Genomic DNA, 24,524 nt, shown 5'->3' with positions numbered 1-24,524 from the left:
GCCGATGTGGGTTACGCCGACTTCGTGGAGAGGATCCGGAGAGCCTGGGGGCGAATGACATCGCCGCCGACGCGCTTCCGGAACTTGAAGCCGATCATGCCCTCTTCCGAGTAGAGCTCTTCGAGGCGCTTCACGGTGATGCCGAGACGGTCGTAGACGCGGTATCCGGCGTTGAAATCGCCGAATGCGGCGATCGGCGAACCGGCCTCGATTGATGCGATGTCTTCCTGGTTCGCGATCGCGAATCCGTTGAACGTCGCCGGTCTGCCGGCCTGGACGGACGGCTGCCAGAGGTACTGGCCGTTGCTGTCCTTGATGGTCGAGATGAACAGCTCAGTGAGGGAGCTCATCAGGAATCCACCGTTTCGGCGGTACTGCGCGGGCACGGCGTAGACGAGGCCCTTGAGGTCGTCGATGATCGCGGCCTTGCCGTTGGCGCCGCTGTTGCCCGAGTAGTCGGAGGCCAGCGACTCGACGACGGGGACGCCGCCGGCGGTGCTGAAGATGCCGACCGGTCGGTGCTGCGCGTGCCCGGCGCCGATGGTGAACGCGGTGTCTTCCGCCTCGGCGGCCGCGCGAGCGAAGCTGTCACGGACGAACGCCTCGAGGTTCGTGTCAGTGTCGTCGAACTCGTCTTCGCCGATCTTCGCGAGACCGTACAGGTCCTCGATGTACGTCCACTCCTCCTCGGGGGTGTCGGGCATCGAGTCGGTGAGGGTCTGCTCGTTGGTTTCGAGCTTGCCCCACCCGACCTTGACCTCATCGAGCGAGCGACGGCGCACTCGGTTCGAGGTGGTCGGGCGCTGACCGGCCAGGGGGCGAATCGCACTGATGCGCGGCACCTCGCGGATGATCTCCTGTTCGAGATCCTCGGGGACGAGGATCTCGCCGGCCGCGTTCTGCACGAGTGCGCGCTGCTCCGGGGCGAGCGCGCCGCCGCGGACGAACTGCATGAATGCCGATCGGCGCTCCTGCGAGCGCTGCTCGTCACCGCTACCGCCGGCTCGCTGCGCGGAGCCGTCGATCGCCTGGCCGAGCTCGGCGTTGCGGCGCTCCTCGCCCTCGAGCCGGTTGATGCGCTCCGTGTAGTCGCGGAACTCGGTCTCGCCCCGTTCGTACGACTGCCGCTCTTCGGCGGTGAGGTTGCGGTTTTCGTTCTCCGCGGCCTCGGTGATCGCCCGCAGCGCCTCGACGGTGCGTGCACGCTGCGTGCGCAGCTCAACAGAGTTAGCCATCTGGCCACTCCTTCCTTGTTGTGGTGAACCCGCACCGTCGGCACGGGGGTCTTGCGCGTCAGAGCTCGGCGAGAAGCTCGAGCTCCCTGACGCGGTGCTGATCGAGCGCGAGCGGTCGCCCGCGCTCCTGGTCAAGTCGCTTCCGCGCGAGCGATCGCAACTCCGCCGATGTCTCGGCGTAAGCGGGGAATGTCACCGGGGACACGTCGCCGCCGTCGAGGTCGAACTCGCGAACCTCGTGAAGCGAGCCGGACCACGAATCGTTCGTGATCCAGAACCCGAACGACATCTGGTTGAGATCGCCGCGCTCGACGAGCACCGCCAGATCGCGCGCGTAGCTCACATCTGCCATGTCGGCATCGACGAGCACGCCCTCGTCGTCCTCCGTGAGACGGAGGGTTCCGGACGCGGTGCGCCCGAGCAGCATGTTGGCGTCGTGGTTCAGGAGGAGACGCACGTCGGGGTTGCGCTGCAGCGTGCGCGTCGCAGCCCCGGGGCGGATCACCTCCTGCCAGCCGCCGAAGTCTTCCGACAGGGAGTCGTAGACGACGGCGCGACCAGTGAAGTGCAGGCGCGCCTCGGAGTCGTTCGCGGATCGGATCTCAGGGTTGGCGAGATTGAATGCTCGCCGTTCGAATGTTCTCAAGTCAGGTCCTCCTCGTACTCGAACATCACGGAGCAAGTGCAGCCGGCGACCTCATCGACCCCGCCGGAGGGGTCGCACGGCCACATGCAGCCGTTCGAGAACGGCTCGTCGATCGAGACCGTCTCGCGAGCCATGGCGGCGTGCGAGGGTCTCGGGTTACTGGAATTGACTACCCACGTCTTCATGCGAGCGCCGTTCTGCGCGGCGCCCTCGTGGCGACCGAATCCGCCGATGGCATTCACCACGGTCGCGGCGACGAGCGCAGTCTCGGCGGCGCGTCCCTCGAAAAACGTGCGGAGCGCATCGAGCACGGAGGTCTCACCGAGGTCGGACAACACCCGCTCGAGCGATTCGAACAACGAGACGTTGTAGGAATGCGCTTGGCGGCGCGCGGCGGCGAGTACCCAGTTGGTCGTCTTGCCGCTCGCGAATGTGCCGCCTACCTGCGACGCCGCGCGCTCTCCGAACTCGCTGACGATGCCCGCGAACACGGGTTGCAACTGCTCGGCGAGCAGCTCCTCCCACACGTCGCCGTCGATCTGCGCCAGGGATCGGAGGTTCCGCTCGGCGGCGAGCGCCGCGGCTACCTCGTCCCGGAACTCGTCGAGGTAGCCGACGAGGACGGTCGTGATCCGGGCGGACCACGTGGGCGACTCCTCGGCGGGTGCTGCTCGGCGTTCGATCGCTGCGCGGTATTCGGTGGGTGCGAGCGTGGGGATCTGCGCGGGGGAATTGCCAGCGCGTTGCACGGTGGTCTGTCCGGCAGGGATCATATTGATCGGCTCGAGGTAGACATCGCCGCCCTCGATCGGGTCTTTGTCCTCGAGTGCGCGGATGTCGTTCGCGGAGAGGTAGCCCCACTGTCGCCCGGTGGCGTACGACTGCGCCTGTGTCGCGGTGTCGCCCCGCATCCGACCCTTCGTGTCGAACTTGATCTGCATGTCGTCGTCCGCGAACAGGCTCGCGGTGACGAGCTCGAGCCGCCGGATCGGCGGGAGGAGACCGTCCTGCACGAACTCGATCGACTGGTGTTCGATGTTCGAGAAGGTGGCGTGCTCGAGGTCGCCGATCTTGTGCGGCGGAACTCCATAGATCGATGCGATGTCGGATCTGGTGAGCTTGTAGATGTCGAGGAACGCCGCGTCAGCGGGGGAGAGCGAGACTCGCTCGAGCTTCGCGCCCCCCTCGAACACTGCGAGGTTGTGAGACTTGTCGAACCCCTGGTGACGGTCCTCGAGCTGATCGAGAAGCCGGTCGTATTGCTCTTCGGTGAGGTTGCCCTGCGTCGTGACGACTGTCTCCGGCGTCGCGTCGCGCTCAAAGAACCCGCCGACGTACGCGGTGGCGGCGTGGGAGATCCCGATCGTCTGACGGGCTACCCCGATGGGGGAGAGACCCTCAGTGCCGAGCCCGAACCACCGGTAGTGCAGCACCTCGAGGTGCGTCGCGACGTACCCAGGTTCGACGGGGAGCCAGCAGTCGCGCTGGTCGTGCGAGAGCTTGTAGGCAAGGACTCCGGTGGGCGTGCGCAGGACCTTCACCATCGTCGGGGGGATCGGCCACAGGGCTTGAACGTCCCCGTTGCCGTCGCGCTGCACGTACGCGTACGCGTTGCCCCGGAGCAGCATCCAGGCGGTCAGGAGTCGCCAGAACTCCCCGGCGTCCATGGTGGGGTTCGGTGCGATAGTGATCAGTCGAGCTGTCCGAGCGTGCGCTCCCGAGGGTGCTCGGCGGCTTCGGCCCTGTTTCTTCACGACCGAGACCGGGAGACAGGCGATCGCCTCCGAGACGAGGCGCACCGCGGAGTAAACCGCGTTCACCTGCAGCGCGAGCTCCGGCGTGACCGTGACGCCGGCGAGAGTGCGCGATCCGCCGAGAGACGGCATCCGACGGCGGGAGCGCTTCTCACTCGGCGTCACGAGCGCGCGGAATGCGTTGCTGACCCTACCCACGTGACCTCCTCCTGAGTGTGCGTACCCGGGGCACCGAATTGGCCGGCGGGTTGTTGAGCAACCAGTACGCGCCCGCGACCGCTGAGATCGGAGACGCGTCACCTGGCGAGTTCTTGCGATCGATCACGTGCCCGTCCCCGAGTTGCTTCGTCACTGCGCTGCCAGCGGCGACATCGAGGAGCGGCTGCTCGCGATGGAAGACCTTCCCCAGGTTCACGCCGTCGAGAAGTTGACCGGTAGCTCGTCCGAGATCCGGGCCGCCCCATTCCGTGACATTGAGACGGGCCTTGTCGAATGCGCCGACCAGTGACGAGACCGGAGCGCCTTTCGTCTGGAAGGTGATCCCCGCCGGGGTGAACGTTCTTTCGTCGGCGGTGAGCCACGGAACGATCCAGTCTGTGCCGGGGCGCGACGCCATGATGCCGACGTGGGCGTTGCCGTCCTCACGCCAGGCCGCGAACCCGATGTGCGCGAGTTGCCGGTTGTGGGACACCTCGATGCAGATGTACACCTCGGCACCCTCGGCACGCCGAGACAGGATGTCGAGCCCGTCCTGCCACTTGCCCGGCTGGAACGGCCCCATCGACGCGGCGTCGATGAACAGGTTCCCGACCTCGGATTGGAAGACCGGCGCCGGGTCCGTTGACCACGCGTTCTTGATCGCGTCCTCGGTGATGAGGTAGCCCATCGACGGGTTCGAGTAGGCCCATGCCTCCGGGGTATCGAGCGGCATCCCGTCCGGAGGCGACCACCAGAACAGGCCGACGCGCGTAGTCGGATCGGCGAGGTGCTTGATGGCTTCGTCGTGCAGGTGCTTCTGCACGATCGACGTGACATCGCCCGTGTTCGACGCGGCGATGAGCTGCGGTCGCGGCCGCGCCAACGTCGTTTTCGAGAGCGCCGACCACGCGGCCCATGTCTTGTGCTTGAGGATCTCGTCCACGAACACAAGGTCGAACGTCAGGCCGCGGCCGCCGTTCTCAGCAGAATCCACCCAGTAGCGTTGACCGTTGGTGAGTTCGAACCACAGCTCGCCGCCGACCCGTGACTCGCGCTCAAGTTCTTGTTTGAGCCGCGGGATCACCGAGATGATTTTCATGGCGTGCTCGTATGGCTTCTTGGCCGTCGCGAGTTTCTGCGCAACTCCGATCGCGATGCAGTCGGCGTCGATGTACATGCGCCAGAGGATCAGCAGAGCGGAGAGGAACGTCTTACCGTTCTGCCGAGCGACCCACAGCAGGACCGTCGTGAAACGGAAACTGTTGTCGGGCATGAGTTCGAGCGCATGGATCAGGAACCACCGCTGCCACGGGAGCAGCGGGGGCGCGTACTTCTCGAACTGGGTTCCCTTGAGCTGCGAGTGCAGCCATTCGGCGAACTGGATCGCGGAGAACCCGGCCGAGGTTTTGGGAGTGAGTGGTCGCATTGGCCGGGTGTAGACCCGGGGGCACTCGTGACCGTAGACCCGTTTCGCCGGCGGGCGACTACGCTTTCCGGCGCTGCCGCGAGCGCTTCGGTTTGTCGTCTTCCGCGGGGCCTTCCGGATCGTGGGGTTCGCCACCCGGCACCTCCCCGAGATAGAACGCCTTGCGCATCTCATCGAGTTCGTCGCGTTCCACTGGCCTCGCTGCCTCGAGGATGCGATCGAGCACCTCGAGGTACTTGGTCGTGATCGACGCCCGCTGCGGGACGTTGAACATGCCGTCGAGATCCGTCGCGAGTCTGTAGAGCACCGGCACGAGCGGTTTCACTCGCGCGGGCACCTCGAGATCCGCGATGAGTGCGCGAGCGGCCGCGGCATTCGAGGTGGACTCGTCCGGCGTCTCTGGCGCGTCTTCGGGCGCCTCGTTTGTCCGCGGAGTGTCCGCGGCCCCGAGACCGATCCGGGGGATCTTGTCGCCGGTCTCCGTGCCATGTTCTCCCGCGCGCTTCTGCCGCTTTCGCTCGCGGTCGCGCCGGCGTCGTTCCTCGTCCGAGATCGGCACGATCGCACCTCCTCGTGGACATGTCCGCGGACATCGCCGTCCAAGGGGGGAGAGATCACTGCCGGTGGGGTGCCGGCCGGTCGGGCGTAGAGATTGAGACCCCCCTCCCCATGGGGAGAGTCACCAGACCTCGGAAGGATCACCGAGTCCGGGGCGTTCGTCGCCTGAGCTCTTGTTCTCGTTGCACCGCTTGTGGGAAGGCTGCCCGTTGGATGGCACGTCCGCCAACTCCGGGTGCGAGACGATCGATTTCTTATGGTCGTATGCGAAGGCTTCGGGGTCTCGCCAGTTGAGTGTGGTGTCGATCGGCTGACCGCATAGCGCGCACGGCAGGTTGTGCTCGGCGGTCTTGCGCTTGAGGTTCGCGCGGTTCCTGCGGTGCGCCGCGGTAGTGCGGCCGGGAATGCCAGCCGCCACCGGTTATTCCTTCGGCTTCGTGGCGTCAGCCTTCGACGGCGCGCGACGCGTCGCGGTGCGCTTGGTCTCCTGCTTCTCCGTGGTCCGCTCTTCGCCGGGCTCGTCTCGAACAGCGAGCGGTCCGTCTACGCGGTAGCTTCCAGCGTGCGGTCCGTCTCCGATCGTGAACCCCGTCGTTCCACTCGGCAGGTTCACCGTGTGGCCCGAGCTGTCTACCAGCGCTACTCGTGTGTGCTTCATCGTTCGCCGTTCTCTCGTCGGATACGCGAAAGGCCGGCCCGCTGAGCGGTACCGGCCTAAGTATTCAGGACACACATTAGGGGGGTGCGATGGAGCAGTGTCAAGATGCGGGCAAACTTTCCATTCTGAGGTGGTGCGATGAGCCCTTGTCAAACACTCGCCAAAGCACGAGAGCCCCGCACGGCGTCGTGCGGGGCTCTCTGGTCTTGACTATTCGGTCGCGAACTCGACGGGTTCCTCAGCCGGGGGTGCGTATACGTAGAAGACGCCGGTGGTGTCGGCGTCGATCTCGTACAGTGCGTCGCCAGTGATCTCGCCGCCCGTGGTGAGTTCTTCGTACGTCAGCTTGTTCTCGCCGGGCGTCGTGCCGAACGTGGTCCACAGCGAGGAGACTGAACCAGCGCTGTCTGGGATGTAGTCGACCTCGACCTCGGAGTTATCGCCGATCCCCTCGCCAAGGTACTTCATCGTCACGTTGAGGATGGCGAAGTGCCCGCCCTCCATCGGGACATCCGTCTCGCCGGAGGCTGCGAACACTTCGTCGTCGGCGTTCGGGTTCCACGAGTTGATCGTGATCTCCCAGTCGCCGACCTTCTGCGCGGTGCCGAGCGCGACGACATCAGCCTCGGCCGGCTCCTCGGGCGTTGCCGTGACTTCCTCGACGACCTCCTGCTCCGGCTCGACGGTGGCCTCGGGGGCTTCATCGCCCGAAGCACACCCGGTCAACAGCAACACAGCCGCAGCAGCGGCAACCATCAGTTTTCGCATAGCTTTACCCTACTCTGCGCCGGGTTTCGTCAAACCCTCGGGGCGTCGTTGCTGATGAATCGGCCACCTCCGGAGTCGCTCGCGGTACTCGGCGAGCAGCACCTCCTCGGCGACAACGCGGCGGGGAGGTATGGCATCATCCCAGCTCATCGCCATGCCCTCCCGCCGCCACCGCTTGATCGTCGATTCATCGCGGCGGACACGGCGCGCAGCGCCCGCATACGTGTACCGGGTCTCGGCCACGGTCATCCCCGTTTCGCGCGATCACCGCAGGAGTCGCACACGTACCCGGTAATCGTGTCATCTACCCATTCAGGCATCATCGTCCGCTCGTAGCAGGTCGCGCACGGCCAAGGACGATAAGCCTTGAAGCGATAACCCACCTCGTGCGGAATCCGACCGAACAGCGACTCGATGCGATCGACGAGCTCATCAACCGGATCCACATAGTTCGGTCCGAGCGCGAGCGACCACGCATGACGGATGAGCCATTGTGACACCTCGAGGGCGTCGTCGTAGATGCGCTGCTCGTCGCTCGTCGCGAACCCGCGAACCCTCGCCACCGATCCGACTCGATCGATCCACTGGCGACGGAGCAGCGCCGGCGCAGTCTCTCCACTGCGCTCGGCGAACTCCTCGACGAGGGAGCACACCATTGCCCACAGTTCATCCGCTTCGTCGAGAGGGTCGATGTTCAGCGGGGCGGCCGCAACGTCTTTGGACCCAGATACCCGCCCTTCGGCTCTCGGTTGCAGGCCGGGAACTACTTCTCTTCGGAGGTGCCCGATGATGGCGGGCACCTTGGCCAGGTTCTCGATCAACCAGTCGGGCCGATCCAGTGCGCTCTGCATAGATTCTCTCCTCGGCGGCGAGCGCCGCGGTCGTGGTGGGTTGGGTTATTCGGTGATGACGATGAGGTCGATGGGTTTGTTGAAGTCCACGGTCATCATGTGTGGGCCTGCGTTGCGAGCGACAGCTATGCCTGAGAGGTACGGTTGGGGGGCGTGGCCACTGTGCGTGCTCTGTGTGTGGATGGTGGCGCCGGGGTTGACGTAGCCGATGATGCGAACGTTCCGGAGCCTGATGACGGATGCGTCTGCGGGCAGATCGTCGATGCGTTGCTCGGCGTCGCCGTCGATGAGGGTGACGATGGTTCCCTCAACGGAAGGCTGGATGCTGTGGTGCACCGTTCATCCCTCCCATCGAGATCGCGCCCGTGAAGCCGGGATAGCTCATCGCCTCCCGCTTGCATGCGCCGCAGAGACGGACGCCGCCGCAGCGCTGCACCGGAACCGTCGGTCGTGCACCCACGACCGTCACACCCGGGATCGGGTGCCCGTGCGAGGTCCACGGCCCCGACTCCTCCGGCTGAGGATCCGCATCATCCGGTGCCGGCGTCGATCGCGCCGCGGCGGCCGCGAGAGTCCGGCGGAGATCCTCCGATCGCTCGAGCTGCTTCTCGCAAAGCAGCGCGGTCTCCTTCCACGCTCGCGCCTCAGCGATCGCATTCTCCTTCGCGCGGCGCTCCCGCTCGAGCTGCGCCTGCACTTCACTCTTCGTGCTACTCACCTTCGTGTCTCCTCTCATCTTCGATCCAGAACTGCGGACGTGCCGTCGCAGGGTCCAACCTCATCGGTGGCGCCGGGAGCGGGCCGCCGTTGTCGTACCGGGGAGGGCGGTGTGTGCCCGGATGATGCACACCCACGCCCGGCGCCGAGCATTGCGTCCGCTCGAACGCTGCCACTTGATCGGTGAGGATCCGCAACAGCCCGTCACCCCGCACCACAGGCGCCAGCCGACCGCCCACGATGCGCAGCGCGACAGGGCGATCCGGGAGGCCCGCCCAATCCCGACGCCGGATCCGCCGATCCAGCGCACGCGAATGCTCACATTCCCGCAGATCTGCGTGCGTCTTCACACAGTGTTCCGAATGCAGCACGAACACGCGACGTTCCGCCCGCACCAGGCGGCCGATATGCATCACCTCGTGACGATTCGCCCCGACGATCTGCTCGATCTCGCTACGTGGCACCAACTCGCTCATGAGATTCCGCCTCTCGCAGGTTTCGGTAGCTGCGTGAAGTGGAGGTGCGGGCCGGGGGCAGGTACAGTCCCGATCTGCGTCATCTGGCCCGGTGGAAGGCTGCCGTCAGTCTGTCCATCAGGCGGCCAGGCAGACATGCCGTATCGCCCGCGAAGCTCGTCGAGTTCACGATGAGCGCGAGCCGTATACCAGTCACCCAGCGCTGCGGCGAGCGCGGTCGCGTCATTGCCATAGCGAGACCAGAGCACCTCGAGTGCTTCCTCGTCGGTGATGTCTGACGCGTGACCAGCACGAATGCATGCCAGCACGCGTGTGTATCTGCGTTCGGCATCGATCGCTAGCTTGAAGCCTTCACCGAGAGCGTTTATCGCTGCGGCGGCGACACTCGCAGTGCGGGCTAGTGCCGTCCCGATCTCTCGATATTTCGAAGCAATGCTCGCCTCCACCGACTCGCTCACTTCTCTCTCTTCCTGAACCACTAGAACAACCTCCGTGCTTCCTCACAGTTGAATGAACCGTGCTCCATCTGGTGCAGATCCTCGGAAGTGACGGTCGCCTTCGCTGCGATCCTCACGATCACCTGCACGAGCTCATCCGAGACCGAGACCGCGGCGAGCATGGTCGCCTGTGCCAATCGTTCGCGGATCGCCGAGTCGTCGAGACCGAGACCGCGGAGCTTCTGCACCGCCTCCGCAGCGATGTGCGCCGAGGCCGGGGCCGCGAGAGCATCGAACACCTCTGAGGCCACAGACCAGAACTCGCACCTAGGCGACCCGCACTCGTCCATTGCGAGCATGTTGCCGGTCTCGGAGTGATGCCGCGCGTGGAGATCACTCAGCATGTCGTCCTTCGTCCAGTGCTCGGGCCAAGCATCGCGATCGGCACTCGGTGCGGGCGGGGCGGCGAGAGCGGCGCGCACGTTCTTTACCGGCACACGCACCCACTTCCGCAATTCCTCGTCCGCGAGGTCGCACTCGGCGATCAGCTTCTCGCGGTCGGTGCTCGGAGCGGGCTCAGGCTCGCAGCCCGCGTGATGCTCGCCGCTTGGGAGGTCGAAGCACCAACACTTCGTCTCGCTCGGTGCGGGCGTGGTGCCTGTTACCGTTGCCGCATGACCCTCGGACTCGGACTCAGCATCCTCGGCCTCGCTCTCGCGGTCGCGGTGCTCGTCAGTGTCTTCCGGGACCGTCGCCGGCGCTGACGGAGGGGCCGCAGCAGCGAGAGCCATGGTCATTCGGTGTCTGTGCACAGCCTCAGACAAGGCGTCCGCGTCCAATCCGTCTCTACGTTCCTCGACCGTGGCATAGAGGTGGCCGCATTCAGGGCAGACGTACTCTCTGAACTCGTCCCCTCGGCACCCAGCATGGGCCTCATACGCGATCAGCGCCCGTTCGACCTGCACGTCGGTGGGTGCGCCCTCGACGAGCAGACCAGCCGCACGGAGAGCGGCACGAAACGTACCCCGCGCCCAAACCTTGTCCCCGTACTCACCCCAAGGCTCGTCGCGGTAGTTGCCGTGGATGATGCGGGCTCCGGCGTCGATCTGCTCGGGTGTGTTCCCGCTCTGGTCGCGGGTCTCATCGGTGGTCATGAGTCCTTCATCTCCATTCGTTTCGCGCGAGCCGCGAGGATCTTCACGGCGTACTTATCGAGCCACTCCCACGCCTGCGCATACGTGGCCGCATACGTGAACGGGCGAGCGAGAAGTACGCCGTCATCTGGAACGAGGTCATGTCGCCATCGCCGATGTGTTCGGGCTGGCAGAGCACCGGCACACCATCAGTCATCTCGAGCAGCAGCGCTGCGGCCTGGTGCCCGGTCATCTGGAACCCGGTCACGCCCGCCCTCGGGAACTCCTCGCTTCGCTTCAGCACGTATCGCATCCCCTGTTCATTCACTGCGCGCCCCTCTCCTGGAATCTCTTCTGTGCTGCCTGCTTCGTCACACCCAGCGCCCGGCCAATGTCAGACCACGACGACCCCGACGCGCGCATACCCTGGACGCCGGCTTTGATCGCCTCGTCGACCTCCGCCGAGATCTCCACCAGCGCCTGCAACTCCGGCTCGTCACCCTCAGCTACGCGACGACCGGCGGCGCGCACCATCCGGCGCAACATCGCCATGAACTCGGGGGTTTCGACGCTCATGCCGCGCTCACCGCCTCTCGCGATTCAGCGTCAGCTCCGAGTTGACCCTCTGCGGCGAGCGCGGCGGTGTCGTGGGGTTGGGTCTGTGAGACGGCGAGGAGTGTCCGGTACGCGGCGAGTGCCTGGGGTGGGACGACACCGTTACCGAGGATGCGGAGGATCGCCTCTCTCGTCTTCCGGGCGGTCAGGTGGTCTCCGTAGTCGATGTCGGTGACCCATCCCTCAGCGAGGCACATCATCCACTCGACGAACCTGGGGGCGAGTTCCGGGTTGCCCTTCGTATTCGGCTGAGTAGGCGCTGCAGGGGTGCGGCCGAGCATGAGCGCGTGGCGTTCGACCGCCGCCTCATACTTCCCCCACTGGGCGACTCTCTGCGCCTCAATCGCGATACCGCCGAGGAGGAGTTCATCCTGACGGTCCCCGCTGCGGCTGCGCTGCCCGCCTGTCGCGATCGCGGCCGACGGAGTGGGGAGCAGATCGAATGCGACAACATCCGAGAGGGCCACGGAGTGCCCACCCTCTCGACGCTTCTCCGGATCCTGCACGCCGCCCCTTGCGCCCTCGTATGCGTAAGGGGTTGGCAGGAGAGCGACGGCGGTCGTGAGATCGTGCCCGCCTGACTGGTCCCGGCCCTGGCGCGCGTAGTCCGGGCCAGAGGTCGCGAGCTTCGCCTCCGGAGTCGGGAGCAAGTGACGCTCGTTCTGCTTCGTGCCGAACTCCGTTCGAATGACGGCATCGGTCAGGGTCACATGTGACGCGTGGTTGCCACCGGATCCGGTGTGGTCACTGGCGGTCGGCGTCGGGAGCTCCTGGACCGCGATCGCGAGAGGCATCCCCATTCCGTTCCCGTTGATGCCGCGCGCCTTCACGCGCTCGCGACGAGCACGCCAAGTCTCTATGCCCTCCCCATCGTTCGCAGCCGACGCGTCGGGAGTGGGGAACAGTGCCCCCTCGGCGACCGCCTGCGGCAACGTGACCGAACGAATCGCACCATCCCGCATGACTCCTGCGGTCGGCAACTTCTCCGTCCACGGCAGGCGATCCCCGAACAGGTCCTCGTCAGCCTCGAGCCACCCATCAGCACCCGCCACGGCGAGCACGCGACCCGACGCCGGTGCAGCATGCTCGACCGGCTGCGCGTAAATGAACAGGCGCTCTCGACGATGGCAGGCGCCCACGGCCGAAGCCGACAGGATCCGCCAAGCGACCGCGTAGCCCATGCCGTCGAGATCGTGCAGCACTTGATCGAACCCGAGAGAGAGGTGACCGCGCACGTTCTCGAGCAGCACGTGACGGGGCCGCATGACCTGGATACCCTCAGCGATCGACGGCCATAGGTGGCGCTCGTCGTCCTCTCCCTTGCGCGCGCCGGCGAGGGAGAACGGCTGACATGGGTACCCGGCCGTGAGCACGTCGATCGGTGCCATGATCCACCACGGGATCCGCTTCACGTCTCGCACGTTCGGTACACCCGGGAACCGCTGCTCGATCACCATGGAGGGTGCATCGTCGAACTCGGCACACCAGACCATGCGCGAGTTCAGGAGCGCCTCAGCGGCGAGGTCGAGCCCGCCCGCACCGGTGCAGAGTGACGCCGCTCTGAGATCAGCCACGATCCACCGCCAGACCCTCCGCCGCGATCTCGGAGAGCGTCGAACGCTCGCCGACTGTGAGGTGCTGCGCGTCGCACTCGGCGATGTGCTCCGGCGATGCTGCGGTGCCCATGAGAGGACGCCATCCCGAACGCTCCTCGAGCTCACTCTCTGCTTCGCGGATCGACTCACCGACCATCAGGATCGCGCCGCCCCGGGCATCGGGGTTGGCGAACACGAACGCCTTCATCGTTTCCCCAACTTCGTAATGCCGATTGCGCGGCGTTGATCTTCTCGGTACAGATCCCGTTCCCGCTTCTCGTCCTGACGTTTCGCCTGAACCCACGCCTTTCGCGCGCGCTTCGGAGGTCGGCGATCGAACAGGATCCGGAACAGTCGAGGCGGAATCGGACCCATCCCGAACCTGAACGTGTAAGTGCCGCCCACCGGGAACGGCTGACGCCACGCCTGTTCCACGGGCGGATCCCCGAAGTCGATTCCCGTGTGGAAGCCGATCGGTGTGAAGGCGCTCGCATCCGTGGGGTCTGAGCCGACTGGTGCGTAGAACACTGTCGCTTCGTCCGTAGTCATCAGCTCGTCTCCGTCCTGCGGCGAGCGCCGCGGCGTTGTGTGGTGGGGGTGGGGTTGGGGTGGCGTCGTGGGTGCCAGGTGTGTCCGCAGGTGCAGCGGTGGGGGCCGGTGTGGGCTTGCCCTTGGGTGCAGGTGTGGAAGTAGGCGCGGCCGGTGCCGTTGCCGCGGCATCGGCCGCGGTCGGTGCGTGTGCAGGTGGTGGCCATTAGCGGCCGCCGAGGTTGTCTTGGCATCCGCATGATCCGTCACAGTCGCCGCCGTGCTCGTGGGGGCGGATGACGCCGCACGATGTGTCGTCACAGAGGGGGGTTTCCTCTTCGACAGTCGCCGTGCGGATCACTTCCCCTTCGATGCTGACGATGCTGATGTGGGTAGCGAAGGCGTCGAGGCTGGCGATGTTAATGAGGTCGTTGTAGAGGAGCGTCTCCGCGATGTTGGTGGCGAGGTTCATCTCTTCCGGGGTCCTCGCCATCTCTCCCTCGACGAGGTTCGCGATACGCGAGCGGTGCTTAATCCACTCGCGCGCAGTGAACCGAGGCTGCTCCTCTTGGAATGAGCCCGTGGTCTCGTTCTCGCTCATAGGTGCCTCGACGCCTCCAAACGGGACTTGATCCGCAGCTCTTCGAACGCGTCGAGCGCGGCGGCGATCTGCTCTGGCTCGTAGTCCGGAGGCCCGCACGGTTCGAGTTGACCGTCTACCGTCTGCAGGAACCAGCCATAGGCCATGCCGAACGCGTCGATCCGGAAGATCGGGGTAGTCGCCGGATCCGCCCACGACGGCACCGCATACCCCAGCACCGTCGCCTGCAGGATGTTCGTGTGCACCCAGTTGTGCTCCTGCGTCGTCCCCGTGCCGAGGAGGCCCACCAGATTCGCCGGTGAGTCGTCACCGCCTCGGCTGCGGAACTTCCGATGATGGTGAGACCAGCCGAACCCCGACTGCTTCGGCACGTCCGACAGTGCAGACCGATCACGGTCCCGCATATCGACCGCCTCGCGCGCATCCTGATAGCGCCACGCGCTCGGGTCGAGCATCTGCTCCGAGGTCATCATGCTCTCGGCCTCCTCTTCTGATCGAGCTGCGACAGAACGCGCTCCAACTTCGTAATCCACGGCTTCCGCACGGACGACTTCAACGACACGAGTTCGATGTCGTCGCCAGCCAGCGCGCGCACGCGCCACTGAGACCCATCGGTCAGAGTGAGTACGTCGTCGCGACGAGGCCGGCGGATCTGCAGCACGCTCACGGCTTCCCCCTACTCGCCAGGTTCCCGATCATCGCGGCGATCAACTTCGATGCGGCGATGACCTCTCGTGCGAGCGCGAGCTCCTGCTCGAGACTCACAGCGATCGACCGTGCGCTCTCGAGCTGTCGCCGGAGTTCGGCGATGTCGGTCTCCTCCGACACTTCGGACCACTCCGGACGGCTCAGCCCGAGAGAGACCATCCCCTCGACCACTTCGGCCGGCGCCTTATTCGACTCCGCCGCGATCTCCCGCAGTCGAGAGAACTCTGCATGCGGAATCGCCACCTGCAGGATCCTGTACGAGAGGAGCGGACCCTCGGCGGTCATTTCTTCGCCTCGTTCTTGTCGTCGCCGCGGAGGTTGTCGAGACCCTGGTCGATCCACTCTCCGATCGTCGCCACGCCTGGCGGCAGGGGAGCGATCTCTCCCGACTCGAGATTGATCGAGAACCCGCCGGCGGTCTCACCGGCTGCGAGCTTCTGCTCAACCATCGGCCGGATCCGCTCGCGGAGCATGGCGTCGATCTGCACCTGTGCCTGTCGTTCCCGGCGGCGAGCGCGGCGCGCGGCTCTGAGGTTCGCGACGGCCGCCGCCGCTGCGAGGGCGGTTACCGCTCCCGTCATTACCTGCATTGCTTCCATCGGCTCTACTTCCTCTCTCCATGGCTGTTCACGTGCACTCGATACGTCCGTCGTCGGTCACGTACTCCTCCGGGTCCGCCCGGTCGTCCGTTCGCTCTCCGCCGAGCTCGGGAAGCGGCACGCGCCGTGCGGCTTCCTGCCAGATCTCGTGTGCCATCCGTGCAGTTCCGCAGGGACCGCACTTCTTCTCCGTGCCGAACGGTTGATGTCGAGAGCAGAACGGGGAAGGGGGGAGCGGTCCGTCTTCGTGAGAGGTTCGTGAAGGTTCCCCCTCGGTGCTCGCCCCGCCCGCGCGCTCCCGCTCGCTCGCGCTCTCGCCCGCCCACACTCGCCCTCTCTCTACAGCCATGAAGGTTTCGTGAGAGCCTCGTGAAGGCTTCGTGAAGCCGTCGGGGGGTGGGAATCGCGACGGCTTCGGGTGCTGCACCGGCGGCCACATCCTGATCTGAAACAGGGTGATTTTCTCCGCGACGTACAGCCGCAACCATTTCGCCTCGTCGAGCATCAGTAGGTGCTCCTGCATCCGCTCCGAGGTCATCGACTCGTCGTGCTCGTACAGCTCGCCGACCATCAACCGCGGACGTACCTGCTCGCGACCCTCGTCGTCCGCGTACATCCTCAGGCCGCTCGCCGTGAGTCGCACCTCCGGAGGGAGCGAACCGATCTCCGGATCGGTGAAGTCGTTTGCGGGCAGCAATCGCTGCCGATTCATCGGCATAGGGGGCCACTCCTCGGAAGAACGCCGCCAGGGCGTCCCACATTTGATCGTTCGTCTCTACTCGGAAGCACTCGCTGAACCCTCGGCCGCCCGGGAGCAACCACTCCGCCTCTCGCTCGTCATTGAATGCGGGGAGGAACCTCTCGCGCAGCGCGCGCAGCGCGCCTGTCTCTGCGGCGCGGATCTGGTCAGGCCGAAGGATGAGCAGACGCGCACCCCGGCGGATGAGCGATCGCACTCGCTTCATGCGGTGCGCGCGCCCCACCTTGAGCACACCGAGGTCCTTCCACCACACGACATAAGTGATCGCGAGCGGGTTGATCTCCTCGCCGCTCATCGGCGCGCGCTCCAATCGGCGAATGCTGCGACCGCTCGCAGGAAACCGAGTGCCAAGGTCGGGATCACGACAGCGGCCAGCAACAGCGCGCTCGACATCACGACGGCGGCGAGGGGGGTGAACACGACGACGACGACCAGTAACGCCCAAGTGCGCTCGATGCGGCCATACCAGTCGGTGTTGCGCTCGCGCCGCGTCGGCGCTGGGAGCGTGTGAATCGACATAATTTCTCCGTTTTCGGGTATGCGGCAGCCAGGAGTAGACGAGTTGGGGGGGGAGAGATCTGGCTTCCGAGTGAGAGTGATTCCCTAGCAGGTGGGCTTTCGCGGCCAGTAGAGTCGGAGCGTGGATTTTTGGACAATCTTGGGTGCAGCAGCCTCGGTAGTTGCTGCCGTCGGCGTGACCATCCAGCTAACTGTGGCTGCCTTCACGAGGAAGCACGGTCAAGTGGGGGTGTCGGTCAGCCGAGTCCCCGATGAGAACGCGGGAGAGCTACCAGAAGGCGCGGTAAGCTTCATGTTCGTTGTTCGGCCAATGGGCAATGCGGTCCTCAGTGATGTGAACTTCGTGGCCAACCCGTATATCGACATGGACAGCACCGCGCCGGAGGCGCATCTCGACGCGAATTCGGAACCGGTAGTGCGTTTCATCCTCTTTCCAGAGGAGCTCCCTGAGCCTTACAAGGGCTACGCGAGGGTGATTTGCTATTGGGTAGCGCATATCGGTGCGAAGCCTCGACCACTCGCGCTTCTTCTCGCTCTCGATCCCAAGACAGCGAATTTTGAAGTGTTCGATCTGAGGCGCTCTCGATTCTTCGGCCTCTGGAGGGTGTGGAGGCCGCGGAAGCTGAAAACTCATCCCTCTCTCGTGCGCGCAACTGGTCAGACCGATGCGCCAGTGAGAGCGATCGAGAAGATGATCCGAGATCGCGGGATAACGGCTGCGTCATGATTCACCCCCACCGGGGCGCGGGAGTTCCTGGGGACCAACCTCGCCACAGACTTCCTTGCGGAGCAGCGCGATGACATCGCCGCGGTTGAAGCGGCGATGATTCGTTGGGGTTCGACGGGTGGCCAGTGTGCCCGCTCTCGAGTACCGACGTATGGTGTCTACTGAGACTCCGAGCAGCTTCGCGGCCTCCGCAACGGTGAGAAGTTCGTCACCATCTTGAGAATGCGTAAGTTCCATGCGGTCAAGTATGCATACATCGTTAAAGTTACGCAAGCTCAACTTTGAGTCATAATGTCTTTATTTTCGACACTTGCGCACCTTTGCCCAACTCTGCATAATAAAGACCATGAGAGCACAAGCAAACCACGCACCGAAGCCGGGCATGATTCCCGTGTGGGAGTTCAGTGACAAGATCCGCAAAGCGCGCGACATCGCTGGTTTCGGCCAGCGTGAGTTCGCCGAGCAGGTCGGACTGACGGCCAGCACACTCGCGGCATATGAGACCGGGCGCTCTACGCCACGATTCAAAGATGCCCCGGGGCTCGCTAAGCGACTGCAACTCCTCACGGGGATCCCCGCGGACTGGTTCCTCGTCGTCGATGACCCGAACCCTGCAGCGCCGGATTTGCGCCCAACGGATTAGAAGGCCGATGCTCTATCCACTGAGCTACGGAGGCGACCATTCGAGGGTACACCGTCGGCGACCCGCCCCCGTTGCACGGCGACCTCACGAGTCGTAGGATGGTGCGGTCGTGCGGAGAACCCGCGCGATTTCAGCTGTTTCAGGTTTTGTGATCGACATATCAGGTCGATCGTCAGGAGAGGTGCCGATGAGATCCTCGGTCATCGTTCGGGGCGATGTGCTGCCGCAGTACGCGGAGCTGGCATCGGAGTGCGGCGATCCGCAGCGTCCTACGGGGTTGCTGTGGGGGGTCGACCTGCACGCGTGCGCGTCCCGCAAGGAGGCCAAGACGGAGTGGCGGAAGGCGGTCGCCGGCATTCGGGCGGCGCTCGACGAGTTCCCGTCTGTGCGCCGAGTGTGCGTGGCGGGGCGTCGTCCTGACGACTCGAGTCGTCCGCTGGCACCGGTGAAGCGGGTTCCTGGTGGACTTGCGCTCCAAATCCATAACGACCTCGAGCGGGATCGCGGGCGCTTCGTGCAGACCCTCGTCCTCGACGTCACGGGCTGCGATCAGCCGGACAAGCTGACCGATCGCCTGGCTGAGACGTTCGATGCCCGATCGACCGGGTGGAGCGACCTCACCCTCACGTGGAACGACATCTCCGACCGCGGGTGCGAGCAGGCATGGGAGGCCCAGGCGCTCTAGTCCGAGCGGTCTACTCCAGCCGGTTCACCATCGCCTGGGCTGCGCGCTCGACGTAGTCGCGGAACGCTGCATCGTGCATCGGCGGCAGCGCCGCCTCGTCGAGTGCGTGGTGCATGTGGTGCAGCCACCGGTCGCGCGCTTCTGGCGTCACGGCGAACGGCTGATGCCGCATGCGGAGCCGCGGGTGACCCCGCTGCTCGGAGTAGGTCGTGGGCCCGCCCCAGTACTGCTCCAGGAATGCGCGGAGCCGCCACTCGGCGCCCTCCCAGTCGTCCGCCGGATACATGGGGGCGAGCACGGGGTCTTCGCGCACGCCGGCGTAGAAGACTCCCACGATGCGCGCGAACGTCTCGGTGCCGCCGACCTGGGCCCAGACCGTATCGGTGACGGCCGGGCCCTGGTCGCCGAGGCGCAGGGTCAGGTTCGGGCGTGCCGGTTCGTCGGTCACTGCGCACCTCCCGGGTAGTTCGGAAGCTCGGCGGCGAGCGTGATGCCGGCCTCGGAGAACTTCGACTTGATGCGGGCGCGGAGCGCGCGCTGCACGCCCCACTGCGCCTCCGGCCTGGTCATCATGACCATGCGGAGCGTGGCGCGGTCGCCGTACACGCTCTCGAGACCCCAGATCTCGGGCTCTCCGGTGATCTTGCGGATGTACTCAGGATCGTGCGCGACCTCGTGGGCGGCCTCGGTGGCGACGCGCTCCGCGAGTTCGAGGTCGTTGTCCGCGTCGATCGTGATGTCGACGAGGGCGCGACCCCAGCCCTGCGAGGCGTTGCCGAGGGTGAGGACCTCGCCGTTGCGGACGAACCACAGCGTGCCGTCGAGCGCGCGGAGCTGCGTGACGCGGATTCCGACGTCTTCGACCGTGCCGGTGATCTCGCCGATGGTGACGAGGTCGCCGACGCCGAGCTGATCCTCGAACACCATGAAGACGCCGTTGAGGATGTCCTTGATGACGTTCTGCGCGCCGAATGCGAGACCGGCGGCCGCGACGCCCGCCGATGCGAGGATCGCGGTGAGGTTGAAGTTCAGCTGTCCGAGCACCATGACCGCCGTGATGATGACGATCACCCAGGTGATCAGACTGCGACCGATGCCCCCGAGGGTGCGGGTCCGCTGCACGGCGCGCGCCTTCACGAGCGGCGACGCCCGGATCTCCGTCGTCGCCTCGACGTTCTGGTTCTTCTTGACGCCGGTGACGACGCCATCGATGAAGCGCTTCAGCAGCCTCCGCAGCACCCAGTGGATGACGAAGGCGAGGATCAGGATCACGGCGATCCGGATCGGCACCTGGAACTCATCGATGAACGCGAGGATCGCGCCCCACACTCCGTCCGTCATCTGCTCGACCTCGTCCAATCACACCTCCTGATCCGCGCGCTGCGCCGCGAGCGCTCGCTCGACGCCCGCGAGGTGCTCGCTGACGAGCCGGCGGAGCGCCGCGGGGGCGTCGCCGTGCGCGTCGAGCCACTCGCGCGTGGCCTGCTGCAACCGCTCGTCGGCGAGCGGTGACGGGAAGAAACCGTCGATGAGCTCGTCGGCTATGGCGTAGCTGCGCGATGCCCACACGTCCTCGAGCGCCGAGAAGTAGCGGTCGACGAAGGGCTCGAGCACGGTCAGGTCGTGGGCTCGGGTGAACCCGAGGCCCGTCGCGCGCACGATGAGGTTCGGCGCGCTCGCGTCGGCGAACACCGAGTCCCAGGCGGCCTGCTTGTCCGCGGCGGCGGGCAGCGCGGCCCGCGCGTGCGCTGCGGACTGCTGGCCGCTGGCGGTGCGATCCTCCGCCAGCCTGGCGTCGATCGCATCCCCGTCGACGCGGCCCCCTGCGGCCAGCGCGATGAGCAGCTCCCAGCCGAGGTCCGTGTCGATGTCGAGTCCGTCGATCAGCGAGCTGCCGTCGAGCAGGCGCGCCACGGCGTCGAGCTGCTCCTCGGTGCCGGCGACCTGCGCGAACGTCTTGACGAACTGGAACTGGCGGTCCGATCCCGGCTCGGCATCGATCGCGAGCTGCCACAGCGCATCGGCGACGCGCTCGAGCGTCGGGGTGCGCCGGTCCCGCGCGACGTACGAGGAGGCGGCGAGCACCAGCTGACCGAGCAGGGTGCGCAGCGTCGTCGAGGCGGACTCGGCGGCGACGTGGCGCAGCACGAGGTCGACGAAGTGCGAGGGCGGGAACTCGCCGTCGCGCGTCGCGTCCCAGAGCGCGCCCCACATGAGCGAGCGGGGGAGCGAGTCGTCGAGATCGCCGAGGTGCTCGGCCACCGTCTCGAGCGAACGGTCGTCGAGACGGATCTTCGCGTAGGTGAGGTCGTCGTCGTTCAGGATCACGAGCGCCGGGCGGCGCTCGCCGACGAGCTCGTCGACGGAGGTCGAGGCGCCGTCGATGTCGAGCTCGACCCGCTTCACTCGGCCCAGGGAGACCCGGTCGCGGTCGCGGTCCTTCTGCAGTTCGTAGAGTCCGACCGCGATGCGGTGCGGGCGGAGCGTCGGGTGGGAGTCCGCAGCCGACTGCTCGATCGTGAACGACGTGAAGCGTCCATCCGCGTCGACGCCGAACGCCGGGCGGAGCGTGTTGACGCCGGCGGTCTCGAGCCAGAGCTTCCTCCAGTCCGAGAGGTCACGGCCGCTGCGCGCCTCGAGCTCGGTCATGAGGTCGGGCAGCTCGGTGTTGCCGTGGTGGTGCTTCACGAAGTAGTCGTGCACGCCCTGCATGAACGGTTCGCGCCCGACCCAGGCGACGAGCTGCTTGAGCACCGATGCGCCCTTCGCGTACGTGATCCCGTCGAAGTTCACGAGCACGTCCTCGAGGTCGCGGATCTCCGCGACGATCGGGTGGGTGGAGGGGAGCTGATCCTGACGGTACGCCCACGACTTCTCGGAGGCGACGAAGGTCGTCCAGCACTCGGTCCACTCGGTGGCCTCGGCGACGGCGAGCGTCGACATGTACTCGGCGAACGATTCGTTGAGCCACAGGTCGTTCCACCAGCGCATCGTGACGAGGTCGCCGAACCACATGTGCGCGAGTTCGTGCAGGATCGTGACGACGCGGCGCTCGCGCATCGCATCGGTCACCTGGCTGCGGAAAACGTACGCCTCGGTGAACGTGATCGCGCCGGCGTTCTCCATCGCCCCGGCGTTGAACTCGGGGACGAAGAGCTGATCGTACTTCTCGAACGGGTATGGGTAGTCGAACTGCTCCTCGAAGAACGCGAAGCCCTCGCGGGTCTTCTCGAACACGTACTCGGCATCGAGGTGGGGGGCGAGCGACTCCCGGCAGAACACGCCGAGCGGAATCGTGCGGCCGTCGCGGCTCGTCAGCTCGCTCCGCTCCACGTGGTACGGACCAGCGATGAGCGCCGTGATGTAGCTCGACATGACAGGAGTGGGGGCGAACGTCCACGTCGCGAGCGCCGCTCCGTCGCGCTCGCCGGCGGGAACGGGCTCTGGCGTCGCCTGGTTGCTCACGACCTGCCAGCGGGCAGGCGCGGTGACGGCGAACCGGAAGGTGGCCTTGAGATCGGGCTGCTCGAACACCGCGAACACGCGTCGTGAATCGGGAACCTCGAACTGGGAGTAGAGGTAGACCTCGTCATCTGCAGGGTCGACGAAGCGGTGCAGGCCCTCACCGGTGTTCGTGTAGAGCTGCTCGGACACGACGGTCAACGTATTCTCCGCGGCGAGGTCGGGCAACGCGATGCGGGAGTCGGCGAACGCCTCGGCGGGGTCGAGCTCTGTGCCGTTCAGATCGATCCGGCTCACCTCTGCGGCGATGAGGTCGATGAAGGTCGATGCTCCGGCAGTCGCCGAGAAGCGGACGGTCGTCTCTGCTCCGAACCGCTCGGGCCCGCGGGCGAGGTCGAGTGCCACCTCGTAGCTGTCGACGGTGACGGTCGAGGCGCGCTCCTGCGCCTCCACGCGGGTCAGGTTTTCTCCGGGCACGATGCTCCTTACGGACGACTTCGGGTCGACTTCGATGTGACTGCTGCACGATAGACCCGAACAGCCTATGCCTCTCGCCTCAGAACTCGCAGCATGCGCGACGGGAACACATAGGGTGAAGGTCATGACGCGCACCCTCGGACACTCAGGACTCGTGGTCTCCACAGTCGGCCTCGGCTGCAACAACTTCGGGCGGCCGGGGTCTCCGACGGAGGACCAGGGCGCAACCGATGCCGTGATCGGAGCCGCGATCGATGCCGGGATCACGCTCTTCGATACAGCAGACATGTACGGGTACGCCTTCGGTCGCAGCGAGAGCATGATGGGCGACGCCCTCGGGTCGCGCCGCGACCGGATCGTCCTCGCGACGAAGTTCGGGCACCCAGGGGTCGACTCGCCGTATGCGAACGGCGAGGCACGTGGATCGCGCCGGTATGTGCGTCAGGCCGTCGAGGGCTCGCTCACTCGATTGCGCACCGACTGGATCGATCTGTACCAGCTGCACATGCCTGACCCCCTGACGCCGATCGCCGAGACCGTCGTCGTGCTCGACGAACTCGTGCGCGAGGGCAAGGTGCGCTACCTCGGGCACTCCAACCTGTCGGGGTGGCAGATCGCCGAGGCCCACTTCGTCGCGCGGGAGCTCGGGTGCTCCGCCTTCATCTCGGCGCAGAACGAGTTCAGCCTCGTGCAGCGCGAGAGCGACCGCGAAGTCGTCCCGGCGGCACGCCATTTCGGGCTCGGCCTGCTGCCCTTCTTCCCGCTCGCGAACGGACTGCTCACCGGCAAGTTCTCCCGGGATCGGTTCCCCGCAAACACCCGCATCATGCGGCAGCGGCCCCACGTCGCCGAGGGAGCCGACTGGGACGCCCTCGACGGGTACCGTGCGCTCTGCGACGAGTGGGGCGTCACCATGCTCGAGGCGACCTTCGGCTTCCTGCTCACCCACGAACCCATCGCGAGTGTGATCGCCGGTGCGACCACGCCCGATCAGGTCGCGCAGAACGCCGCCGCCGGCGACGCTTTCCGGCCGACCGCCGAGCAGCGCGCCGCCATCGACGCCCTGTTCCCTCCGCCGGGCACGGGGGCTTGACTCCGGTATTCGCGGCGGGTCTACACTGGCGGCATGAGTAGCACGCCGAAGGTCGAGTTCTATTTCGATACCATCTGCCCCTGGTGCTGGATGACCAGTCGATGGGCCGCCGAGGTCGCCGAGCTGCGCGGTTTCACCGTCGAATGGCACCCCATCAGCCTGAAGATCCTGAACGAGGGGCAGGACACCGGCAGTCACGCCGACTCCCACCTGAAGGGCCTGCGCATGGGCCGCGTGATCGAGGCGGCGCGTCGCGAGCACGGAGAAGGCGTCGTCGGCCAGCTCTACACTGAGTTCGGCACGCGGGTCCACCCGGGCGGTCGTAGCGACGCCGACGGCGTGATCGCGGAGTCGCTCGCGGCCGTGGGACTCGAAGCATCCTTCGCGGAGGCCGCTGACGATGAGCAGTACGACGCGCAGCTGCGAGAGAACACCGATCACGCGATGGAGATCGCCGGACCCGACGTGGGGGTGCCGATCATCTCGATCGACGGGGTCGCCTTCTTCGGTCCTGTCGTGACGCCTGCGCCGACCGGCGACGCGGCGCTCCAGCTCTGGGACGGCATCGCCGCGGCAGCCGCAGTTCCCGGCTTCTACGAGCTCAAGCGAGGCAGGACGAAGGGCCCCGAGTTCTGAGTCGTTCGGCGCTAAGCTA

Annotated in this window: 35 protein-coding genes; 5 read left to right on the top strand and 30 right to left on the bottom strand. The window is 66.0% G+C overall.

All coding sequences use genetic code 11. The features are described 5' to 3' along the window. Positions 1-11: 11 nt before the first annotated feature. The 26 genes from K8P10_RS09975 to K8P10_RS09850 form a co-directional block, all read right to left on the bottom strand. Positions 12-1,235, bottom strand: coding sequence for a phage major capsid protein (locus K8P10_RS09975; RefSeq protein WP_224778776.1), 1,224 nt, complete (start codon positions 1,233-1,235; stop codon positions 12-14). 58 nt (positions 1,236-1,293) lie between these two features. Then, entirely contained in the window at positions 1,294-1,881 is a 588-nt protein-coding gene (locus K8P10_RS09970) for an HK97 family phage prohead protease (RefSeq protein ID WP_224778775.1), read from the bottom strand. Continuing rightward, positions 1,878-3,833, bottom strand: coding sequence for a phage portal protein (locus K8P10_RS09965; protein WP_224778774.1), 1,956 nt, complete (start codon positions 3,831-3,833; stop codon positions 1,878-1,880). Before K8P10_RS09965 ends, K8P10_RS09970 begins: the two co-directional genes overlap by 4 nt. Continuing rightward, a complete protein-coding gene (locus K8P10_RS09960) occupies positions 3,826-5,259 on the bottom strand; it encodes a hypothetical protein (RefSeq protein WP_224778773.1) in 1,434 nt (477 codons plus the stop codon). The genes K8P10_RS09965 and K8P10_RS09960 overlap by 8 nt, the downstream gene beginning before the upstream one ends. A gap of 58 nt (positions 5,260-5,317) precedes the next feature. Further along, the gene (locus tag K8P10_RS09955) at positions 5,318-5,818 is read right to left on the bottom strand and encodes a hypothetical protein (protein ID WP_224778772.1); all 501 of its coding nucleotides are present in this window, start codon (positions 5,816-5,818) and stop codon (positions 5,318-5,320) included. Between the two features lie 120 nt (positions 5,819-5,938). Beyond that, positions 5,939-6,235, bottom strand: a complete 297-nt coding sequence (locus K8P10_RS09950; RefSeq protein ID WP_224778771.1) for an HNH endonuclease — start codon at positions 6,233-6,235, stop codon at positions 5,939-5,941. Positions 6,236-6,238: 3 nt separating this feature from the next. Continuing rightward, the gene (locus K8P10_RS09945; protein WP_224778770.1) at positions 6,239-6,475 is read right to left on the bottom strand and encodes a hypothetical protein; all 237 of its coding nucleotides are present in this window, start codon (positions 6,473-6,475) and stop codon (positions 6,239-6,241) included. A 210-nt stretch (positions 6,476-6,685) separates the two neighbouring features. Further along, a complete protein-coding gene (locus K8P10_RS09940; protein ID WP_224778769.1) occupies positions 6,686-7,243 on the bottom strand; it encodes a hypothetical protein in 558 nt (185 codons plus the stop codon). Positions 7,244-7,252: 9 nt separating this feature from the next. Beyond that, entirely contained in the window at positions 7,253-7,486 is a 234-nt protein-coding gene (locus K8P10_RS09935) for a hypothetical protein (RefSeq protein ID WP_224778768.1), read from the bottom strand. 2 nt (positions 7,487-7,488) lie between these two features. Then, the gene (locus K8P10_RS09930; protein ID WP_224778767.1) at positions 7,489-8,094 is read right to left on the bottom strand and encodes a hypothetical protein; all 606 of its coding nucleotides are present in this window, start codon (positions 8,092-8,094) and stop codon (positions 7,489-7,491) included. 45 nt (positions 8,095-8,139) lie between these two features. Continuing rightward, positions 8,140-8,430 carry a hypothetical protein gene (locus tag K8P10_RS09925; RefSeq protein ID WP_224778766.1) on the bottom strand — a complete coding sequence of 97 codons (291 nt, stop codon included), beginning with the start codon at positions 8,428-8,430 and terminating at the stop codon, positions 8,140-8,142. Then, positions 8,402-8,812, bottom strand: coding sequence for a hypothetical protein (locus K8P10_RS09920; protein WP_224778765.1), 411 nt, complete (start codon positions 8,810-8,812; stop codon positions 8,402-8,404). Before K8P10_RS09920 ends, K8P10_RS09925 begins: the two co-directional genes overlap by 29 nt. Beyond that, complete coding sequence (locus tag K8P10_RS09915) at positions 8,805-9,287, bottom strand: hypothetical protein (RefSeq protein WP_224778764.1); 483 nt, start codon at positions 9,285-9,287, stop codon at positions 8,805-8,807. The genes K8P10_RS09920 and K8P10_RS09915 overlap by 8 nt, the downstream gene beginning before the upstream one ends. Next, complete coding sequence (locus K8P10_RS09910; protein WP_224778763.1) at positions 9,284-9,766, bottom strand: hypothetical protein; 483 nt, start codon at positions 9,764-9,766, stop codon at positions 9,284-9,286. The genes K8P10_RS09915 and K8P10_RS09910 overlap by 4 nt, the downstream gene beginning before the upstream one ends. Next, on the bottom strand, positions 9,766-10,878 hold the full coding sequence (locus K8P10_RS09905; RefSeq protein WP_224778762.1) for a hypothetical protein: 1,113 nt from the start codon (positions 10,876-10,878) through the stop codon (positions 9,766-9,768). Before K8P10_RS09905 ends, K8P10_RS09910 begins: the two co-directional genes overlap by 1 nt. Before the next feature lie 43 nt (positions 10,879-10,921). Further along, positions 10,922-11,185, bottom strand: a complete 264-nt coding sequence (locus K8P10_RS09900; RefSeq protein ID WP_224778761.1) for a hypothetical protein — start codon at positions 11,183-11,185, stop codon at positions 10,922-10,924. After that, on the bottom strand, positions 11,182-11,433 hold the full coding sequence (locus tag K8P10_RS09895) for a hypothetical protein (RefSeq protein ID WP_224778760.1): 252 nt from the start codon (positions 11,431-11,433) through the stop codon (positions 11,182-11,184). The genes K8P10_RS09900 and K8P10_RS09895 overlap by 4 nt, the downstream gene beginning before the upstream one ends. Continuing rightward, positions 11,430-13,046: a DNA cytosine methyltransferase gene (locus K8P10_RS09890; RefSeq protein WP_224778759.1), complete on the bottom strand. Its 1,617-nt coding sequence runs from the start codon at positions 13,044-13,046 to the stop codon at positions 11,430-11,432. Before K8P10_RS09890 ends, K8P10_RS09895 begins: the two co-directional genes overlap by 4 nt. Further along, the gene (locus K8P10_RS09885) at positions 13,039-13,275 is read right to left on the bottom strand and encodes a hypothetical protein (RefSeq protein WP_224778758.1); all 237 of its coding nucleotides are present in this window, start codon (positions 13,273-13,275) and stop codon (positions 13,039-13,041) included. The genes K8P10_RS09890 and K8P10_RS09885 overlap by 8 nt, the downstream gene beginning before the upstream one ends. Continuing rightward, positions 13,272-13,616: a hypothetical protein gene (locus K8P10_RS09880; RefSeq protein WP_224778757.1), complete on the bottom strand. Its 345-nt coding sequence runs from the start codon at positions 13,614-13,616 to the stop codon at positions 13,272-13,274. The genes K8P10_RS09885 and K8P10_RS09880 overlap by 4 nt, the downstream gene beginning before the upstream one ends. Positions 13,617-13,821: 205 nt before the next feature. Next, the gene (locus K8P10_RS09875) at positions 13,822-14,196 is read right to left on the bottom strand and encodes a hypothetical protein (RefSeq protein ID WP_224778756.1); all 375 of its coding nucleotides are present in this window, start codon (positions 14,194-14,196) and stop codon (positions 13,822-13,824) included. Beyond that, positions 14,193-14,669, bottom strand: coding sequence for a hypothetical protein (locus K8P10_RS09870; protein WP_224778755.1), 477 nt, complete (start codon positions 14,667-14,669; stop codon positions 14,193-14,195). The genes K8P10_RS09875 and K8P10_RS09870 overlap by 4 nt, the downstream gene beginning before the upstream one ends. 190 nt (positions 14,670-14,859) lie before the next feature. Then, positions 14,860-15,189 (bottom strand): hypothetical protein, encoded by a 330-nt coding sequence (locus K8P10_RS09865; protein WP_224778754.1) that lies wholly within the window; start codon positions 15,187-15,189, stop codon positions 14,860-14,862. Beyond that, on the bottom strand, positions 15,186-15,503 hold the full coding sequence (locus tag K8P10_RS09860; RefSeq protein WP_224778753.1) for a hypothetical protein: 318 nt from the start codon (positions 15,501-15,503) through the stop codon (positions 15,186-15,188). The genes K8P10_RS09865 and K8P10_RS09860 overlap by 4 nt, the downstream gene beginning before the upstream one ends. Positions 15,504-15,531: 28 nt before the next feature. Then, on the bottom strand, positions 15,532-16,146 hold the full coding sequence (locus K8P10_RS09855) for a hypothetical protein (RefSeq protein ID WP_224778752.1): 615 nt from the start codon (positions 16,144-16,146) through the stop codon (positions 15,532-15,534). 408 nt (positions 16,147-16,554) lie between these two features. Continuing rightward, positions 16,555-16,782, bottom strand: a complete 228-nt coding sequence (locus tag K8P10_RS09850) for a hypothetical protein (protein ID WP_224778751.1) — start codon at positions 16,780-16,782, stop codon at positions 16,555-16,557. A 121-nt stretch (positions 16,783-16,903) separates the two neighbouring features. Between K8P10_RS09850 and K8P10_RS09845 the strand changes: the two genes are divergently transcribed. Beyond that, positions 16,904-17,509, top strand: a complete 606-nt coding sequence (locus tag K8P10_RS09845; protein ID WP_224778750.1) for a hypothetical protein — start codon at positions 16,904-16,906, stop codon at positions 17,507-17,509. Here K8P10_RS09845 and K8P10_RS15470 read toward each other — a convergent pair. Further along, the gene (locus K8P10_RS15470) at positions 17,504-17,746 is read right to left on the bottom strand and encodes a helix-turn-helix domain-containing protein (protein ID WP_224781263.1); all 243 of its coding nucleotides are present in this window, start codon (positions 17,744-17,746) and stop codon (positions 17,504-17,506) included. The two genes, K8P10_RS09845 and K8P10_RS15470, sit on opposite strands and share 6 nt — an antisense overlap. Before the next feature lie 109 nt (positions 17,747-17,855). On the opposite strand from K8P10_RS15470, the gene K8P10_RS09835 reads away from it, so the two are divergent. Together K8P10_RS09835 and K8P10_RS09830 are read left to right on the top strand one after the other, a co-directional pair. After that, positions 17,856-18,152, top strand: coding sequence for a helix-turn-helix domain-containing protein (locus tag K8P10_RS09835; RefSeq protein WP_224778749.1), 297 nt, complete (start codon positions 17,856-17,858; stop codon positions 18,150-18,152). A gap of 187 nt (positions 18,153-18,339) precedes the next feature. Next, positions 18,340-18,837 (top strand): hypothetical protein, encoded by a 498-nt coding sequence (locus K8P10_RS09830; protein WP_224778748.1) that lies wholly within the window; start codon positions 18,340-18,342, stop codon positions 18,835-18,837. Between the two features lie 10 nt (positions 18,838-18,847). Here the strand turns inward: K8P10_RS09830 and K8P10_RS09825 are convergent, their stop codons facing one another. The 3 genes from K8P10_RS09825 to pepN are packed head-to-tail and all read right to left on the bottom strand — an operon-like array spanning position 18,848 to position 22,776. Then, a complete protein-coding gene (locus K8P10_RS09825) occupies positions 18,848-19,285 on the bottom strand; it encodes a globin (protein WP_370631848.1) in 438 nt (145 codons plus the stop codon). Then, positions 19,282-20,196, bottom strand: coding sequence for a mechanosensitive ion channel family protein (locus K8P10_RS09820; RefSeq protein WP_224778747.1), 915 nt, complete (start codon positions 20,194-20,196; stop codon positions 19,282-19,284). Before K8P10_RS09820 ends, K8P10_RS09825 begins: the two co-directional genes overlap by 4 nt. Continuing rightward, on the bottom strand, positions 20,197-22,776 hold the full coding sequence (gene pepN / locus K8P10_RS09815) for an aminopeptidase N (protein WP_224778746.1): 2,580 nt from the start codon (positions 22,774-22,776) through the stop codon (positions 20,197-20,199). A gap of 124 nt (positions 22,777-22,900) precedes the next feature. Here pepN and K8P10_RS09810 point away from each other — a divergent pair, with 124 nt between their 5' ends. Then, complete coding sequence (locus K8P10_RS09810; RefSeq protein ID WP_224778745.1) at positions 22,901-23,869, top strand: aldo/keto reductase; 969 nt, start codon at positions 22,901-22,903, stop codon at positions 23,867-23,869. 33 nt (positions 23,870-23,902) lie between these two features. After that, the gene (locus K8P10_RS09805) at positions 23,903-24,505 is read left to right on the top strand and encodes a DsbA family protein (RefSeq protein ID WP_224778744.1); all 603 of its coding nucleotides are present in this window, start codon (positions 23,903-23,905) and stop codon (positions 24,503-24,505) included. Positions 24,506-24,524: the final 19 nt, after the last annotated feature.

The organism is Leucobacter sp. Psy1, from assembly GCF_020096995.1.
Taxonomy (GTDB): domain Bacteria; phylum Actinomycetota; class Actinomycetes; order Actinomycetales; family Microbacteriaceae; genus Leucobacter.
The sequence above is the reverse complement of the archived record's forward strand: the minus strand, read 5'-3'. Positions and strand labels throughout refer to the sequence as shown.

Bases quoted from the DNA above. Each gene is read 5' to 3' on its own strand.
- K8P10_RS09875 (WP_224778756.1), bottom strand. From the start codon at position 14,196: ATGAGCGAGAACGAGACCACGGGCTCATTCCAAGAGGAGCAGCCTCGG.
- K8P10_RS09865 (WP_224778754.1), bottom strand. From the start codon at position 15,189: ATGACCGCCGAGGGTCCGCTCCTCTCGTACAGGATCCTGCAGGTGGCG.
- K8P10_RS09830 (WP_224778748.1), top strand. From the start codon at position 18,340: ATGAGATCCTCGGTCATCGTTCGGGGCGATGTGCTGCCGCAGTACGCG.
- K8P10_RS09870 (WP_224778755.1), bottom strand. From the start codon at position 14,669: ATGATGACCTCGGAGCAGATGCTCGACCCGAGCGCGTGGCGCTATCAG.
- K8P10_RS09930 (WP_224778767.1), bottom strand. From the start codon at position 8,094: ATGCAGAGCGCACTGGATCGGCCCGACTGGTTGATCGAGAACCTGGCC.
- K8P10_RS09880 (WP_224778757.1), bottom strand. From the start codon at position 13,616: ATGACTACGGACGAAGCGACAGTGTTCTACGCACCAGTCGGCTCAGAC.
- K8P10_RS09945 (WP_224778770.1), bottom strand. From the start codon at position 6,475: ATGAAGCACACACGAGTAGCGCTGGTAGACAGCTCGGGCCACACGGTG.
- K8P10_RS09905 (WP_224778762.1), bottom strand. From the start codon at position 10,878: ATGACCACCGATGAGACCCGCGACCAGAGCGGGAACACACCCGAGCAG.
- K8P10_RS09975 (WP_224778776.1), bottom strand. From the start codon at position 1,235: ATGGCTAACTCTGTTGAGCTGCGCACGCAGCGTGCACGCACCGTCGAG.
- K8P10_RS09915 (WP_224778764.1), bottom strand. From the start codon at position 9,287: ATGAGCGAGTTGGTGCCACGTAGCGAGATCGAGCAGATCGTCGGGGCG.
- K8P10_RS09805 (WP_224778744.1), top strand. From the start codon at position 23,903: ATGAGTAGCACGCCGAAGGTCGAGTTCTATTTCGATACCATCTGCCCC.
- K8P10_RS09810 (WP_224778745.1), top strand. From the start codon at position 22,901: ATGACGCGCACCCTCGGACACTCAGGACTCGTGGTCTCCACAGTCGGC.
- K8P10_RS15470 (WP_224781263.1), bottom strand. From the start codon at position 17,746: ATGGAACTTACGCATTCTCAAGATGGTGACGAACTTCTCACCGTTGCG.
- K8P10_RS09885 (WP_224778758.1), bottom strand. From the start codon at position 13,275: ATGAAGGCGTTCGTGTTCGCCAACCCCGATGCCCGGGGCGGCGCGATC.
- K8P10_RS09895 (WP_224778760.1), bottom strand. From the start codon at position 11,433: ATGAGCGTCGAAACCCCCGAGTTCATGGCGATGTTGCGCCGGATGGTG.
- K8P10_RS09850 (WP_224778751.1), bottom strand. From the start codon at position 16,782: ATGTCGATTCACACGCTCCCAGCGCCGACGCGGCGCGAGCGCAACACC.
- K8P10_RS09940 (WP_224778769.1), bottom strand. From the start codon at position 7,243: ATGCGAAAACTGATGGTTGCCGCTGCTGCGGCTGTGTTGCTGTTGACC.
- K8P10_RS09835 (WP_224778749.1), top strand. From the start codon at position 17,856: ATGAGAGCACAAGCAAACCACGCACCGAAGCCGGGCATGATTCCCGTG.
- K8P10_RS09960 (WP_224778773.1), bottom strand. From the start codon at position 5,259: ATGCGACCACTCACTCCCAAAACCTCGGCCGGGTTCTCCGCGATCCAG.
- K8P10_RS09860 (WP_224778753.1), bottom strand. From the start codon at position 15,503: ATGGAAGCAATGCAGGTAATGACGGGAGCGGTAACCGCCCTCGCAGCG.